This is a genomic window from Sorangium sp. So ce836, assembly GCF_028553905.1.
In the GTDB taxonomy this organism is placed as follows: domain Bacteria; phylum Myxococcota_A; class Polyangia; order Polyangiales; family Polyangiaceae; genus Sorangium; species Sorangium cellulosum_D.
Map to the genome: position 1 here is coordinate 12,072,693 of NZ_CP102233.1, position 15,578 is coordinate 12,088,270.

Genomic DNA, 15,578 nt, shown 5'->3' on the forward strand with positions numbered 1-15,578 from the left:
GATCTCGCTCCTGGAGGGATAGATGCTGCTCACGAGGTGGACTGGGTCGGCCGCGGCGCTCGCGGCCGTGGCGCTCGTTGCGTGCGGGCAGGGAGGCCCGAACGACGGCAGCGGCGGGGCTGGGTCGGGCGGGGGCGGGTCGGGCGCCGTGTCGAGCGCGACGACGGCGGGCACCGGCGGCACCGCGAGCGCAGGCGGCGGCGACGCGGGCGCGGGCGGCGGCGGCGGCGGCGGCGGCGGCGACGCGGGCGGCGGCGGCGCGGGCGGCGGCGGCGGCGATGGTGACGCCGTGTGCGGCGACGGGGCGGTGGCCGGCGCCGAGGGGTGCGACGACGGCAACACCGCGGCGGGGGACGGCTGCGGCGAGGGCTGCGCCATCGAGGCCGGGTACACCTGCGCCGGCGCGCCGAGCATCTGTTCCACGATGTGCGGCGACGGCCTGCTGCGCGGCGCCGAGACCTGCGACGACGGCGACCTCGCGGGCGAGGACGGCTGCAACGGGGTCTGCGTGATCGAGGCGGGCTACAGGTGCGTCGGCGAGCCGAGCGTCTGCGGCCCGCTCTGCGGCGACGGCCTGCTCATCGGCACCGAGGCGTGCGACGACGGCAACACGGTCGGGGCGGACGGCTGCAGCCCGGATTGCGAGGTCACGCTCGGCTACACGTGCAGCGGCGAGCCCAGCAAGTGCGTCTCCGTGTGCGGCGACGGCATCCATACCGCGCGGGAGGCGTGCGACGACGGCAACACCGTCGACGGCGACGGCTGCAGCAGCACCTGCGAGGTCGAGCCCTGGTGGACGGCGGCGTCTTTGCGCCTGCGCTGATCTCCGCCTGCCGAGCGGGGCTCACCCGCACAGGAGACGGGCCCAGATCGGCGTTTTCGGCGCGCAGGCGTACTCACGTACGCCGAGCACCGAAAACGTCGAGGTGGGCCCGTATCCGAAGCGGGTGAGCCTCGCTCAGGGCGTCCGAGTCTTCAGGCTGTCGATGGCGTGGACGGGCGCCAGGTCGCCGGCCATGAGGTGGGCGATCGCGCTGTAGACCAGCCGCTGGCTCTCCAGCATGCTCTTGCCGGCGAACACCGGTGAGGTCACGACGAGGTTGAAGTGCCCTCCGCCGCCGGTCACCTCGGCGGTGGAGCCCTCGATCTTCTCTTCGATGGCCCGCTTCAAGGCGTCGGGGATCGACCCCTGAAACGTCGTCAGGTGGGTGGGCATGGGCCCCTCTATAGGCCATCGACCCGCCGCGGGGAAGCCGGAGCGCGGCGCCGCGGCGGGCCGCGCCCCGGCCAGGATCAGGCGCTCGCAGTCGCGCGGGCCAGCTCGACGAGGCCGGCCGCGCCCATGCCGCCGCCGATGCACATCGTGACGATGGCGTACCGGCCGCCGCGCCGACGGAGCTCGTGGAGGGCGGTCGCGGTGAGCTTCGCGCCGGTGCACCCGAGCGGGTGGCCGAGCGCGATCGCGCCGCCGTTCACGTTGAGCTTCTCCTCGGGGATCTCGAGCGTCCGCTGCACGTAGACGGCCTGCGACGCGAACGCCTCGTTGACCTCGAAGAGGTCGATGTCGGCCACCTTCAGCCCGGTCCTCGCGAGCAGCTTCCGCACCGCGGGCACCGGGCCGATCCCCATGATGGCGGGGTCGACGCCGACGGTCACGAACGACCGGAAGTACCCGAGCGGCTTCACGCCGAGCGCGTCCGCCTTCGCCTTGCTCATCACGAGCGCGGCGGCGGCGCCGTCCGACAGCGGCGAGCTGTTGCCCGCGGTGACGCTCCCCTTCACCGCGAACGACGGCTTCAGCCCCGCGAGCGCCTCCGCCGTGGTCTCCTTGCGGATCAGCTCGTCGGCGCGGAAGTCGAAGGTCACGCGCTTGCCGTTCTCGTAGCGCACGCCCTTCACGGTCACGATCTCGTCCTCGAAGCGCCCGGCCTCGCGCGCCGCCGCCGCCTTCTGGTGGCTCCTCAGCGCGAACGCGTCCTGGTCGGCGCGGCTCACCTGGAACCGGTTCGCCACGTTCTCCGCGGTGATGCCCATCGGCGTGTACACCGTCGGACAGCGCTCCATCACCTCCGGCGACGCGCTCAGCTTGTTGCCGGTCATCGGCACCATGGTCATCGACTCGACGCCGCCGGCGACGGCGATGTCGAGCGACCCCATCGCGATGCTGCCCGCCGCGATCGCGATCGCCTGGAGACCGCTCGAGCAGAAGCGGTTGATGGTGATCGCGGACGCCTCCTGCGGCAGCCCGCCGAGGAGCGAGACGGGGCGCGCGACGTTGAGCCCCTGCTCGCCCTCCGGCATGGCGCAGCCGAGGACCAGGTCCTCGACGTCCGCCGGCTTCACCTGGGGGACGCGCTTGAGCAGCGCGGCGACGACCTCGCCGGCGAGCTCGTCGGGGCGCTTCTGCGCGAGCGACCCTTTGTGGGCCCGGCCAACGGCCGAGCGGACGGCCTCTGCAATTACGACGTCGACCATGGCGTTCACCTAGTTCCGGAGGGGCTTGTTGTTCATCAGCATGTACTGCATCCGCTCAGCGCTCTTGGGCTCGCCGCACAGGCTGACGAACGCCTCGCGCTCGAGCTCGAGGATCTCCTCCTCGGTGACCTCGCGCGCCGCGCCGCCGGCGCCGCCGCAGAGCACCTCGGCGAGCTTGCGCGCGATCTTCGCGTCGTGCTCGCTGGCGTGGCCGCCGGCGACGAGCGTGTCGATCATCATCTGCAGCGTCGCGATCCCGCTCTCGCCCGGGAGCTTGTAGGCGCGCGGCACGGGCGCGTGGTACCCGGCCTCGGCCAGGCCGACGGCGCGCGCCTTCGCCTCGTGGAGCTGGCGCGCCCGGTCGAACGAGACGCCGTCGGTCTTGCGGAAGAAGCCGAGCGCCTTCGCCTCGTCCGCGCTGGTCGCGACCTTGGCGAGGGCGATGTTCTTGAAGACCTGCGTCACGAGGTCGTACGAGTTCACCGGCACGCCCTCCGGGATGCCCTCGAACGCGCGCCAGAGCATGTTGAGCGTCCCCGCGCCGCCCGGGATCAGGCCGACGCCGACCTCGACGAGCCCCGCGTAGGTCTCGGCCGCGGCCTGCACCGCGTCGCACGCGAAGCAGAGCTCGAGCCCGCCGCCCAGGGTCATCCCGTAGGGCGCGGCCACGACCGGGACGCTCGCGTACTTCAGCCGCTGCGTCGCGTCCTGGTAGCCCTTCACCATCTTGCGGATCGCCTCCCAGTCCTTGTTGCCCGCGGCCATCACCACGAGGAACAGGTTGGCGCCGACGCAGAAGTGCTCGCCCTGGTTGAAGACCACGAGCGCGCGGAAGTCCTGCTCGGCCTTCTCGGCGGCGAGCGAGAGCATCCCGATCGAGTCCGGATCGAGGCTGTTCGCCTTTGTCTTGAAGGTGACGCCGAGCACGCCGTCGCCGAGGTCCCACGCCTCGGCGCCGTCGTTGGCGAGCACGGGCTTCACGCCGCGGCGCGCGCCGGCGAGCGTGACGTTCCGCGGATCGACCTCGCGTGCGACGTACTCTCCCTTGAGCAGGTCGAACACCGCGCCGTCCTGCCGGTAGAACGAGGTCGCGCCGCGCTGCTTCATGCGGAGGATCGACTCGGGCAGCTTGATGCCGTCCTTCTGCATGCGCTCGACGGTCTCGGCGAAGCCGAGCGCGTCCCAGGTCTGGAACGGCCCGAGCTCCCAGTTGTACCCCCAGCGCATGGCGTCATCGATCGCCACGATGCTGTCGGCGATCTCGCCCACGCGGCGCGCCGTGTACGCGAGCGAGCGGGAGAGCACCTTCCAGGCGAACTGCCCTGCCTTGCCGGGGTCGTTCGCGAGCTTCTTCACGCGCGCGGCGGGGTCCTCGATCTTCTCGCAGGACTTCGTGGCCTTCTTGATCGCCTCGTCGCCGCCGTGCGGGCGGTACTGGAGCTTGGCGGGGTCGAGCGTCTCGAGCCCCTCCTTGGCCTTGCGGTAGAAGCCGCCCTTCGTCTTGTCGCCGAGGAGCTTCGCCTCGATCATGCTGCGGATGTAGGCGGGCACCTTGAAGACCTCGCGGTCCTCGTCGCGCTCGAGCGCCACGTAGCAGTTGTCGGCGACGTGGGCGAAGGTGTCGAGGCCGACGATATCGCCGGTCCTGAAGCTCGCGCTCTTCGGGTGCGCCATGGCGATGCCGGTGATGGCGTCGACGTCCTCGGGCGCGAGGCCCTCCTCGAGCATGAGGTGGATGGCGGTGAGCATCGCGTGGGTGCCGATGCGGTTGCCGACGAAGTTCGGGGTGTCCTTGCCGAAGACGATGCCCTTGCCGAGCACGTCCTCGCCGAACTTCCGCACGCGGGCGACGACGGCCGGGTCGGTGTCGGGGCCGGCGACGAGCTCGAGGAGCTTCATGTACCGGACCGGGTTGAAGAAGTGCATGACGAGGAATCGCTTGCGGAAGTCCTCGGAGCGCCCCTGCATCATCTCCTCGATGCGCAGGCCGGAGGTGTTCGACGCCGCGATCGCGTCCTTCCGCATGACCTGCTCGAGGCGGGCGAAGAGGGCGCGCTTCGGCTCCATCTTCTCGATGATCGCCTCGATAACGAGGTCGCATTGGGCGAGCTCGGCGAAGTGATCTTCGGTGTTGCCGGTGCGCACGAGGCGGGCGTGGGAGGGGTGGAAGAACGCGGCGGGCCTGGCCTTGAGGGCCTTCTCGAGCCCGCCTGCGGCGAACCGGCTCCTCGCGGCCGGGTCCTTCCGCTCGGCGTCGGTGAGGTTCGGGGGCACGATATCGAGGAGCAGGACCTCGATGCCGGCGTTCGCGAAGTGGGCGGCGATGCCGCTGCCCATGACGCCCGCGCCGATGACGCCCGCGCGGCGGATTGGTTTCGTCATGCAGATCCTCCGAGATGATGAATATGGGGCGCAAACCATTGGCGCAAAGGGCGCCGGGCGCAAGCGTATCCGGGGTGGACGGCCGCGGGGGTGAGCGAGCGAGGACGCGCGTCGTCGGCGCGGCGTTCGGCGAAGAACGGCCGGTCAGGTGGGAGGCCGCACGCTTCAGCGCGGGTGTGCGACGCCGGACGACGGCAGCCATGGGGGGCGGCGCACAGGAGCGGACACGACAGCGTACTTTGGACTACCGATACGCCATGGCTTCCATCGATTGACCGTCCCTGGTGTGGCGGACACCGGACCGGGGCGTCTGCTGCGCGCGAGCGAGCGTGCTCAGGGGGTTGTGGGCGCGCTGGCGGGCGCGTCGCGGGTGCGCGGCGGGCGTGCCGCGTTCCGTTCTCGGCGTCTCAGTGCCAGGTCAGTGCCAGGCCTGGGCGGACTGCACAGGCCGTCCGGTGCGGTCGTGCTCGGCGAGGAGGCGCTTCGATATGTCGACGCACACGGTGCAGGAAGCGAAGCGCGAGCGGTGCTGGCACTGGAGCCATGTCGCCGTCCCTTGCGCCCCGAACTCCACCGCATCGAGGTGTTTGCCGCAGGCGACGCAGTGGATGTGCTGGTGCTCGTGCTGCTGCTGCTGGGCCGGGCGCGGCGGCGCGAGCGCCTTCCGCTCGCGCTTGGTCAGTCGCTTCTCTCGCTTCATGATCTCCTCGATGACGGGGGGTGGCCGCACGGCATCGTGCTGGCGCGGAGCAAGCTAACACGCGCCGCTGGGCGAGGGGCCCGGCGGGCTCGCGCGGAGGGCGGCGGCGCGGCGGTGCCGGACGGGCGTGCGCGGCGTCCACTGGCGGGCGGCACGGTCCGCGCCGGCAGGTGCAACTTGACATCAGTCGCATTCTGTGCGCGTCGCGATCGCGAAACCCTGGGCGTGGACGCCGCCGACGCGGGCACGTCGAGCACGTCCGCGTCGGTCGCACTCGTCGGCGCGGGCGTCGGGTCGGGGCGCCCGCGGACTCGGCCTGCGGGCTGCTTGATGCCCACCGCTCCCCATGAGATCGCTCGCGCATGGGTCGCTTCCTCGAGACGTTAGCGGTCGCTGCAGTCGTCGTGTTCGCCCTCAGCTGCTCGATCGTGGACCCCGGCGACCGCGAGGAGCTGAGACGGAGGATCGCGATGCTGCCGCCCGACACGCTATCGCGCTGGGAGAAGTTGAAGATGAACAGCAACGCGCTGAGGTGGCTACCAACCTACAAGGACGAAAACGAACAGGTGGGCAAGCTCCAGTGCCGGTTGAAGGCCGGCGGCACCTGGAGCGGCTGGAACGACCAGGAACCGACGTACACCGTCGCTGACTTGGTGGACTGTCTCCTCTCGGGAGGAGATATCCCTGTGACATACACGATGTGTGCCGGCGAGTTTCAAGGCAGGGGCGATGCGGCCATGAAGCTCAAGATCTTGCACGAGGAGCAGGTGCCGGGCGTGACACACGTCGAGTGCAGGTTCGTGTGGGACTCCCGCTACGAGCCGGAGAAGGTACCGTCCGACTTGACGAACCCCAGATCGATCACACTCGACGACCTGATCGATTGGCTGATCTCGCTCCCCGCGCCGCCTCCGGGATGGGCTTTCCCTGAGCTCGTCCCGCTCCTCTGCCCGCTCGGCGCGGGGCCAGACTGGGGGTGCCCACCTCGGCCGACGGACCTTCCGGGCGAGCAACCCACCGACCCGACGGGCGGTGGACCAGGGGATCATCCGTGAAGCTCAGAACGTCGCGTTTGAAGTACCTCATGCGGCGCATCGACATCGAGGCGGGCACGGCGAGTTGCCTCTTTGCGCCCCAGGATACCTTGAGCCGGAACATGGACCTCGAAACGCTGGGCAGGCTGTGCGCCGAAGCATGGCACGATGACCTGCCCGAGGCGGACCGCGCGTGGGCCGAGGCGCACCGCGAGAAGTTCGGGAGGTGGGTCGACGATTCGCGGCCCGACGCCATCCGCCCGAGGGTGGACGCGGGCTCTCTCCAGAGCCTTCCCGGCAGGTTCGACAAGGAGCCCGCTCCCCCGTGGCCGATGCTGCTCGAAGCCGTCAAGAGCGCGTTTTTTACCTTCGTCGTGGACTTCGGGCAGACGGTCGCGGGCGAGGGGGAGGGCGCGACCGGCGATCCGGCAGCGCGCCTCCACCGGACGTCGCTCTGGCGGGCGCTGACGGCCGACGACGCCCCCGAGGTAGACCGGCCCTCGGCGCTCCGCGCCTTTCAGAGGGGGTTTCGGCGCGGTCGCCGCGGGCTCCCGCGCTCCATGACGAGGCCCATCCCCCCGATGCTGGATGCTCCGCGGTTCTGGACGTTTTCGCTGCCTCCTCTCCCCGGACCGAGCGCGGCGCGCGACCGAGCCCTCTGGGACGCCTTGCATCACACCACGGCGCTTCAGGAGTCTGCGGTGCTCCTGCAGGAGCTGCGCGATCTCTATGCGAGCGCCTGGCGCGACGACGTGCCGGAGGAGGACCGCGAATGGGCCGAGTCCTACCGCCACGCCTGCATGAACGAGGTCAACGGTCGCCGGCGAGACGCCGTGGCTCAGAGCGCGTACGAAGGCTATCTCCAGAGCAGCGATGGGCTCTTCAACGGAGAGCCCGCCGGGCCGTGGCCGAACCTGAGACGCTATGACTCGGACCCATGGCGTGCTCTCGTGGATGCCGTCGAGGGCGCGCCCGAAGGCGAGAGCGAGCTTGCGACGGCCGAGGCGGCAGCGCGCGAATTCTGGGACTCGCTCTACCGGGAGGCCCCGCCGTGGGGCAGCGACCCGGCGAAGACGCACTGGCTCGCGGCCGTCCACGCCGCGCGACGCAAGGCGCTGGCCGACGATGTTCCGCCGGACAAGGGGTCATGACGCGCGCTTCACGATCTCCTCGACGGCGCGGAGGCTGAACGGCACGTGCGGGCCGCGGTCGAGCCATCACGCGTCGCTCGCGGCGGCTCCGACCGGCTGCGCGGGCGCGCGGCGGCGCCACGGTGAGGGGACGGACAGCGCGTCGACGACCGACGGCACCGCCGTGTGGGCGCGTGTGGCTTGACTTCCTTCCAGCGTTGTTCGCACCAGGCCCGGGCGGGGCGCAGCCGTGGGTCCGTTGCTTTCTGCGGAGGCGCTGGGTCTGGTCATCGCGCCTCTCGGCGCCGCTCGATCCGTCCTCTCGGCGCGCCTGAGCGCGAGCTTTGGACGAGGAGGTTGATACCTTGCGCAGGAACGTTCGTCTTGGCATCCCGCTGGGGCTCGCGCTCTTCACGCTTGCGTCGGGGGCGGCGGCCGAGCGCCCTTCCGAGACGAGCGCGCGTCTCATGGCGCAGGCGAATGCCGCGGTCGACGAGGGTCGGCTCGCCGACGCGCGCGACCTGTGGATGGCGGTGTGGAAGGTCGAGCGCTCCCAGGTGGCCGCCTGCAACCTCGGGGCGCTGTCGTACCGGCTCGGCGAGGCGCCGGCCGCGGTGCGCTGGCTGTCGCTGTGCAAGGAGCTCATGCGCGCGCCCAGGACCGCCCGCGAGCGCGAGCTCTACGAATCGCGGCTCGCCGATCTCGCGCGCGCGCGCCAGCTCGTCGGCGAGCTCCGGGTCGTCGCGCCTGCAGGGGCGGCGGTCACGATCGACGGTGAGCCTGTCGAGCTGGAGGGCGGCGCGCCCGTCCCGGTCCTGCCTGGGCGCCACGAGGTCCGGGCGTCGTCGAACGGCAGGACGGCGGTGGCGGAGGTCGAGGTTGCGCGCGGCAGGACGCGGGAGGTGACGCTCGCGTTCGCGGCGCCGTCCGCGGAGGCAAGCGCCGCGGGCGGGGCTGGCGCTGCGGGCGGAGTTGGCGCCGCGGGCGGAGTTGGCGCCGCGGGCGGACCCGATGCGGCGCGCGAGCCTGGCGGCCCGCGGCCGCTCCCCTCGCCCCCCCGGCCCGGACCGCGGCCGGACGTGATCGTCGGCGGCGTGGGGCTGTCCGCGACGCTCGCGGCGCTCGGGGGCGTGATGATGATGGCGGTGGAGAAGAAGGAAGCGGCAGGCCGCGCGGCGACCCGCACCGCGGGTCCGAGCGGCTGTTTCCGGCTGAGCTGGCCGATGTGCCGCGACTCCGCCTCGGCCTACGACGACATGCGCGCCTTCCGGACCGTGGGCATCGCCGCGTTCGCCGCGGGAGGCGCGGTCCTGGGCGCCACGCTCACCTACGCCCTGGTTCCGCGCGGGCGAGCCGAGCTCGAGGTGTCGGCCGGGGGCCTCGCCGTGACGGGCGTCTTCTGATCGCGGCCTGCCGCCGGCGCGGCGCGCGGTCAGCGACCCGCTGTCGGCGCCGCCCCTCCGCCGCGGGCGCCGCCGTGACGGCCCCCGCGGCGCAGCGGCGGTGCTGGCGAAAACTTGCGTGACGAACGCGCACCCAGCGCGGCATAGTCCGGGGGTCGAACGACCTGGCCAACGACACCTCGGCGGATTGGGGCCGCCGGGGTGTCCGCGACTCAGCCTCGTGCCGGAGGACTGGACGCATGACGCGCGCTACCCATTACCTTATTGCATCATTTTTTCTCAGCGGTTCGAGCCTGTTCTTCGCCTGCGGTGGGCCTTACCAGGGTGCCACCTGCGAGGTCACCGACGACTGCCACTCGGAGCATCAGAACGTGCCGGGCACGATCTGCGTCGATGGGCAATGCGAGTGCTGGGAGCCTGGCAAGGTGGTCTGCTGCGCGCGCGGCGAGCGGGAGCCCGCGTGCATCCTCGAGTGTCGTTCGTGCGACGAGTGCGGTGAGGACAAGCCGGCCGAGTGCGAGGGGGTGCCCGAGCCGCCCGGGGGGTTGCGAGAGCGACGCCGAGTGCCCGGGACCGCCGGACGCGCGGTGCGGCGCGGGGCGTTGCGTGGACGGCGCGTGCGTGGTCGAGATCGAGGTGGGCCCGCTGGCCTCGCAGGTGCGCGGCGACTGCAAGCAGGACGAGTGCACGAAGGACGGCCGCGTGGTCAGCGTGGCGGCGTACGACGTGTACAACGACGGGAACGAGTGCACGAACGACCTCTGCGATTTCGACACGCCGGTCAACGCGCAGCTCGCCGGCGTGCTCTGCCCGGTCTCGGGGGCGGGGCGATGCCATGAGGCGCGGTGCGTGGAATGCGTTGCGACCGATCCGACGATGCCGTGCCCGAATGGGCTGGCGTGCGATGGCTCGCTGTGCGTTCGTGATCACTGCATGAACGATCGACACGATCCGGGCCTCGGGGAGACCGATTACAACTGCGGAGGCCCGTGCAAGCCGTGCCCGATGGGGTTCGACTGCGAGACGGGAGACGACTGCCTCGAAGGGGTGTGCGACTCCGGCATTTGCCGGGCGCCGACGTGCACCGACGGCGTGAAGAACGGCACCGAGACGGGCGTCGACTGCGGCGCGCCGTGCCCGCGCTGCGCGCCCGAGGGCGGGTGCAAGACGGGCGCGGACTGCACGAGCGGCGTGTGCTGGGCCGGCGCGTGCGCGGCGCCGACGTGCACCGACGGCGTGAAGAACGGCGGCGAGCGCGGCGCCGATTGCGGTGGGGAGTGCGACGCGACGTGCGCACCGTGAGAAAACGCCACGCGTCTCCTGCCGCCAAGAATGGCACAAGCGCAGCGCCTGGAGCATGTCACGCCGAAGGTCCCGCCCGTGTACCGCCGAGCCCGCAGGCACGAAGCAACGGCTGACCGTGAAAAATTTCGGCACGAAATGCGCGCTGCGCCTCTCGATCAGGACATCAGGCCGAGGGAGGAGAGCGCGTCGGCCCAGAGCGGCCAGACCGTGCGGTACGGGTGGGTCGCCAACAGCACGCCGCCGCTCGGGAGGCGGCGAAGGGTGAACGGGGCGTGGTCGACCAGGAAGTAGACGTGCTCGCCCGTCATCTCGACGTACCACAGAGGTGGCCCTTTGAGGCTCTCGGGGAGCTGCTCGCCGCGCGCCTTCGCCTGCACCGTCAGGTTGTGGATCTCCTCGGCGCGCGGCTCCGCGGCGCGCCACGCCTCGTCGGGCACATCCGCAGCGGCCACGAGCGCCTCGATCAGGGCGGAGCCCGGCAGGGCCAGCGACTTGAGGACGGTCTCGCGGGAGAGCGGGATCGTGCGCCCGCTCTTGTCCGTCGGAACCACGCGCGCCCCGACCGGCGCGGCATCGACGCGCGCGTGGAGCGCCTCCATCGATAGGCCCGCGATCCGCGAGACGCTTTCGCCGTCGTGGAGGCTGACCCACGACAGGGCGAGATCACGCGCGATGTCACGGGCGTTCGCGTGGTACGTCGCGCACATCGAGACGGGCGCGAGCCAGGTCCACGCGGTCGTGCATCCGCCGGTTGAGACGCGCCCACTCGCGTCCGGCGCGCAGAGGCGGAGCAGGAAGTCCTCGATGTCGCCCACGACGTTGTGCCATGCGAGCACGGCCTCGGCCCCGACCGAGGACGGGCCGCTGCCCAAGTCGAGGATCATGTACATGCGGGCGAACTCCTCGATTCGGTCGGGGTGCAGGTGGAGCGGTCCCCACCCGTTGGAGCGCTCGCTCCTGTCGGTGAAGCAGCGAAGCCTGCAAGGAACGGACCGTCCGGAGCTCAGCGTAGGAAAGACGAAGACGTCGGCATCGGCAGGCCCGAAATGGGCGCGGATCGTCGCGACCGCCTCGTCGAGGGAGGTCGTGCTGAACTGCGGGCCAGGGCGCATGCGCCCGTCGAAGCGGATGTATTGGGGTGGGTTCTCGACGAGCGTTGGCAGCGCCGCGCCCAGCGCGTCGACCCTCGCTGCCTCGTCGCACCAGGCGAAGAAGTACGGTCCTGCTGTCATCGCTGGATCTCCATGGCGAGGATGTCCCTTAGTTGTCCATGAGGCCGAGCGCAGTGAGCGCGTCGGCCCAGAGCGGCCAGAGCGAGCAGTACGGGTGGGTCGCTAGCATCACGCCGCCGTTCGGCAGGCGGCGCACGAGAAACGGGGGGTGCCTTTTCAGGAAAAGGCGGTGACGGTATGTGGACAGGTCGACCGACCAGACCGGCGGACCCTCACCACCGGCTTCGGTGAGCTTTCGTGTCCGGTCCAAGATCTCATCCGCGCGCGGCGCGGCTGCGCGCCATGCCTCGTCGGGCGCTGCCGAGGCTTCGAGCGCATCGAGCAGCGCGGAGGGCGATGCGGCCAGCGCCTTGAGGACGGTCTCGCGGGAGAGCGAGCGCGTCCACGGTTTGCCCCTTTTCAGCGCGACGTGCGTCTCGCGTTGGGCGATGGTGATACGCGGCCCGCGCTCCGCGATGCTGACACGCGCCCCGCGCGGCGCGGCGTCGACGCGCGTATGGAGCAGCGGCAGCGGAATGCCCGCGATGCGCGTCACGCTGTCCTTGTCGTGGAGGTGCACCCACGACACGGCGAGATCGCGCGCGATCTCTCGCGCGTCCGCGTTGTACGTCGCGCACGTGGCGACCGGCGCGTTCCAGTCCCATGCGTTCGTGCACCCGCCGGTCCGGACGCGCCCGCTCGCGTCCGGCGCGCAGAGACAGAGCAGGAACGCCTCGAGGTCGACCTGCATCACGCGCCACAACACCGCGACCTCGGCCTCCAACGAGCGCGGGCCCCTGTCCCAGGCGAGATCGAGGCCCAAGCGGAAAAAGTCCTTGCCGCGTTGCGGGTACATCTCGAGGGGGCCTCGCGGCTCGTGGAACCCCATCAGAGAGTAATGGCGGCGACGGTGGTAGGCTTCGGTGAAACACCGAAGACCCACATGGATACCGGGGACGTACTCCAAATAATCCGGGCCGCGCTCGTTCGGAAAAGCGAAACGTTGGGAGGCCGGGAGCGTCGCGCCGAAATCGACAGACGCCTCGCCACCGCACGTGAAGTGGGCGCGGACCGTGGCCAGGGCTTCGTCCCTGGAGTCCGTCTTGCGTTTCACGTCGCACTCCGCCATATGCACCTCCATAGGCCAATCTGGCCGCGCGAGCGCCGATAGCGTCGCCTCGAGCGCGTCGATCCGCGATGCCTCGTTGCACCAGGCGTAGAAGCGGGGGCCCGGAGTGGTCATAGCCGAATCACCCGGATGGGTATGTTGAAGCCGTTCAGGGTCGCCCTCTTGCCCTTCTGCGTGTCGAAGAGGTAGGTGTCCTTCGCGATGTATTGTTTGCCGTCGAATTTTCCGCCCCGCTCCATGATGAGCTGGGCTTCTTCGACATCTCCCACAAGGCCCTTCGTCCGTAGCCCCTCCATCCCGCTCGACAACTGCTCGATCACCTTGTCCCCTGGGACGTTGCGGCCCATTTTCACCTCGCTCAGGATGAGCTTGTTCTGCGCGGACACCGTCAGGAAGTCGGGCGCCTTGAGGTTGGCGCGCACCTTGTCTGATAACTCACGCCAGAGCACTACGCGCACGCCGTCGTCGCCCACCCCGAGGAGCGCCCGTACGTCACGGGAGAGGAACTTCGCCGCCGTCTTCTCGAACGGTTCGAGCGTCTTCTCCGTCACCGCGCCCTTCAGAAGTCCCTTGTACCATCCGATGCTGCGGAGCTTGAGCCCCTGGATGATGACCTCGTCGACCTCCGCGATCTCCCCGGCGACCCGGATCGCATCCGGCGTGACGGCGGTGCCCTTCGCCCCGCGCCAGAACGGTCCGGCGGCGGCCGCCAGCACCCCCAGCCCCGAGAAGATCCGCTCCTCATCGCTCAACTCTCGCCCGGCCGGCAGGCACCACTCCTTGCCCGTCACGGCCTCGCACAGGTCGAGCGTCGGCCCGACCACCGGCACGAACCCCACCCCGATGCGCGTCGTCGCGTGGACGAGCGTCTGCATCATCCCCGCGTATGCCTCGACGCCCTCGCTGACCGTCGACATCGCCCCCGCGAAGGCGCTGATCGTCTGGTAGAGCTGCGTCTGCTCCAGGTCGAGCGCGTCGCCGGTCCACAGGTTCAGGCTGTCCTTGAGCTGGTCGGCCAGCGCGTCGAACCGCGGCTTGAGCACCGTGTCCACCAGCGCGCGCAGGTCCGCCGGCACGGGCGTGTCCACGAACCAGTCCGACGCATCCATGTACCGCCGCACGACCCGTCCCCTCCGCGCCGCGCACGGCGGCGTCATACGCGATCGCGGCGGCCTTCACGTCGCCCGCGTCCAGCCTCGCCTGCGCGGCGTCGAGCACGGCCGCGTGCCATCCCTTTCTCCCGCAGCGCCGCCAGGCCCGCCGCGATCTTCCGCGGCAGGCCCGTCCTGAGCTCCGCCTCCGCGGCGTCGAACCGCCCTCGAAGCGCGGCGCACCCGGTCTCGCGCCACGACGCCCCTGCCGCCTCGCAGAGCGGCCGCATCTGCACGAGCGCCACGAGTTCCCCGCACCGCTCGGCCAAGAGCGGCAGCCCGAGCTTCTCGCTCACCGGCGGCGCCGCCGACAGCGCCTCCACCCACCCGCGTGCCCCCTCGCCGAACACCTCCGACGCCCTCTCTATCCGCGACCGCGCGATCCCCTCGCGCGCCCCTTCGTCCCTCTCCAGCACACCGAGCGCCTGCCAGCGCAGCGCGATGCCGCCGATCAGCGCCGTCGCCGTCGCGTCGCTCCGGGCCACCCGCCGCTGCGCGTAGCCCAGCATGGCGCTCAGCGAGCGCAGCGCCCCCGAGGTCATGTCCGGCACGACCGCGCCGTGCGTCGCGAGCACCTCCTTGTGCGGCGTGATCGCCTCCTCGAACGACACCGCGAGCGCCTGGAGCTCCGCCGACAGCGTCATGATCTCCTCGGCCAGCTCGTTCGGCGCCCGGCTCGCCTCGCGCGCCGCCGCGAGCACTGCCTGCTCCGCGCCGTCGAGGCCGTCGATGCTCGACCGCGACGCCTGCTCCGAGAGCGCCGCGTACGCCGCCGTCTCCGCCGCCTCGGTCGCGCGGTACACGGCGAACCGCGCCGCGACACCCGCGTACCGGGATCGCAGCGGCGCGGCGTCGCTCCGGGCCTGCTCGAAGATCGCCTGCACGACCGCCATCGCCTGCTTGTCGGCCGCGAGCGCGGCCACGAGCGGCTCCTCCTCGGCGCTCGCCTTGTCGGTCATGGCCTGCCGGAAGTTGTCGGCCGCGCGGACCGGCTCCTCCTCCAAGATCGCCTCCTGGCGCAGCCTGGAATTTAAGAGCAGCCCGAGGAGCCTGCCGTGCAGGGTCGCCCGGAGCGACTCGGCGTTCTTCTCCTCGTCGCGCACGTAGGCCACCGCCCGATCGATGTTATCGAACCAGGCCCGGAGCTCCGCCTCGTTCGCTGCGAGCTCGTCGGACATCACGCCGTTCGGCCCGAACGCCCACATCTGGATCGGCAGCTCGCCGTCCTCCTCGGCCTTGCTCCACGCGCTGCCCGGGCCCTCGCTCGCGTCGACGCAATGCTCGACGATGCTGGTGTTCGATTGCGCGCAGAACCGGCCGGGCGCGTGCTCCTCGCGCCCCCACAAGCACCCTGACCCCGCCGCGCCGAGCGCCACGGCGGCCACGGCCGCCAGGAGGATCGCCTTCGCCTCGCGTTCCTTCTCATGCTCATTGCCTCCACCCCGCAATTTTTCTCGCCCGCGCAAGCTCGCCCGCCCATTCTCCGGCGGCAAGCGTCGTGGCCGGAGCGGTTAGGACATTGCTCCGCCGAGGAGCGCGCCGAGGCGCGCTCCAAGCTCCGTCCGTCTTCAGCGCACAAACCATCGCTCCCGGAGGGTTCGAGGGCCCCGCCGTGAGAGCAAGAATCCGGCGGCCGGAAGAGCAAGAATCCAGCGGCC

At 71.0% G+C, this 15,578-nt stretch carries 13 protein-coding genes; 5 read left to right on the plus strand and 8 right to left on the minus strand.

Translation table 11 applies throughout. The features are described from left to right. Positions 1-22 precede the first annotated feature (22 nt). The gene (locus NQZ70_RS44050) at positions 23-823 is read left to right on the plus strand and encodes a DUF4215 domain-containing protein (RefSeq protein ID WP_129579567.1); all 801 of its coding nucleotides are present in this window, start codon (positions 23-25) and stop codon (positions 821-823) included. Between the two features lie 135 nt (positions 824-958). Here NQZ70_RS44050 and NQZ70_RS44055 read toward each other — a convergent pair whose 3' ends face one another. The 4 genes from NQZ70_RS44055 to NQZ70_RS44070 all read right to left on the minus strand — a co-directional run bounded on the left by NQZ70_RS44055 (position 959) and on the right by NQZ70_RS44070 (position 5,557). Further along, a complete protein-coding gene (locus NQZ70_RS44055) occupies positions 959-1,216 on the minus strand; it encodes a BolA/IbaG family iron-sulfur metabolism protein (RefSeq protein WP_020740589.1) in 258 nt (85 codons plus the stop codon). Positions 1,217-1,293: 77 nt separating this feature from the next. Then, positions 1,294-2,475: a thiolase family protein gene (locus NQZ70_RS44060; RefSeq protein ID WP_129579568.1), complete on the minus strand. Its 1,182-nt coding sequence runs from the start codon at positions 2,473-2,475 to the stop codon at positions 1,294-1,296. Between the two features lie 9 nt (positions 2,476-2,484). Next, positions 2,485-4,857: a 3-hydroxyacyl-CoA dehydrogenase/enoyl-CoA hydratase family protein gene (locus NQZ70_RS44065; RefSeq protein ID WP_129579569.1), complete on the minus strand. Its 2,373-nt coding sequence runs from the start codon at positions 4,855-4,857 to the stop codon at positions 2,485-2,487. A gap of 418 nt (positions 4,858-5,275) precedes the next feature. Then, positions 5,276-5,557, minus strand: a complete 282-nt coding sequence (locus tag NQZ70_RS44070) for a hypothetical protein (protein WP_129579570.1) — start codon at positions 5,555-5,557, stop codon at positions 5,276-5,278. Between the two features lie 362 nt (positions 5,558-5,919). On the opposite strand from NQZ70_RS44070, the gene NQZ70_RS44075 reads away from it, so the two are divergent. The 4 genes from NQZ70_RS44075 (at position 5,920) to NQZ70_RS44090 (ending at position 10,426) form a co-directional block, all read left to right on the plus strand. After that, positions 5,920-6,612: a hypothetical protein gene (locus tag NQZ70_RS44075; RefSeq protein WP_129579571.1), complete on the plus strand. Its 693-nt coding sequence runs from the start codon at positions 5,920-5,922 to the stop codon at positions 6,610-6,612. Beyond that, the gene (locus NQZ70_RS44080) at positions 6,609-7,742 is read left to right on the plus strand and encodes a hypothetical protein (RefSeq protein ID WP_129579572.1); all 1,134 of its coding nucleotides are present in this window, start codon (positions 6,609-6,611) and stop codon (positions 7,740-7,742) included. Before NQZ70_RS44075 ends, NQZ70_RS44080 begins: the two co-directional genes overlap by 4 nt. 446 nt (positions 7,743-8,188) lie before the next feature. Then, positions 8,189-9,124 (plus strand): hypothetical protein, encoded by a 936-nt coding sequence (locus NQZ70_RS44085; RefSeq protein ID WP_129579573.1) that lies wholly within the window; start codon positions 8,189-8,191, stop codon positions 9,122-9,124. A 606-nt stretch (positions 9,125-9,730) separates the two neighbouring features. After that, on the plus strand, positions 9,731-10,426 hold the full coding sequence (locus NQZ70_RS44090; protein ID WP_237244605.1) for a hypothetical protein: 696 nt from the start codon (positions 9,731-9,733) through the stop codon (positions 10,424-10,426). A gap of 158 nt (positions 10,427-10,584) precedes the next feature. Here the strand turns inward: NQZ70_RS44090 and NQZ70_RS44095 are convergent, their stop codons facing one another. Genes NQZ70_RS44095 through NQZ70_RS44110 form a run of 4 tightly spaced genes read right to left on the minus strand, consistent with a single transcriptional unit; the run spans position 10,585 to position 15,386 of the window. Further along, positions 10,585-11,661, minus strand: coding sequence for a hypothetical protein (locus tag NQZ70_RS44095; RefSeq protein ID WP_129579575.1), 1,077 nt, complete (start codon positions 11,659-11,661; stop codon positions 10,585-10,587). Between the two features lie 28 nt (positions 11,662-11,689). After that, entirely contained in the window at positions 11,690-12,883 is a 1,194-nt protein-coding gene (locus NQZ70_RS44100; RefSeq protein WP_165374473.1) for a hypothetical protein, read from the minus strand. Continuing rightward, on the minus strand, positions 12,880-13,878 hold the full coding sequence (locus NQZ70_RS44105) for a hypothetical protein (protein WP_237244606.1): 999 nt from the start codon (positions 13,876-13,878) through the stop codon (positions 12,880-12,882). The genes NQZ70_RS44100 and NQZ70_RS44105 overlap by 4 nt, the downstream gene beginning before the upstream one ends. Before the next feature lie 44 nt (positions 13,879-13,922). After that, positions 13,923-15,386, minus strand: coding sequence for a hypothetical protein (locus NQZ70_RS44110; protein WP_237244607.1), 1,464 nt, complete (start codon positions 15,384-15,386; stop codon positions 13,923-13,925). Between the last annotated feature and the right edge of the window lie 192 nt (positions 15,387-15,578).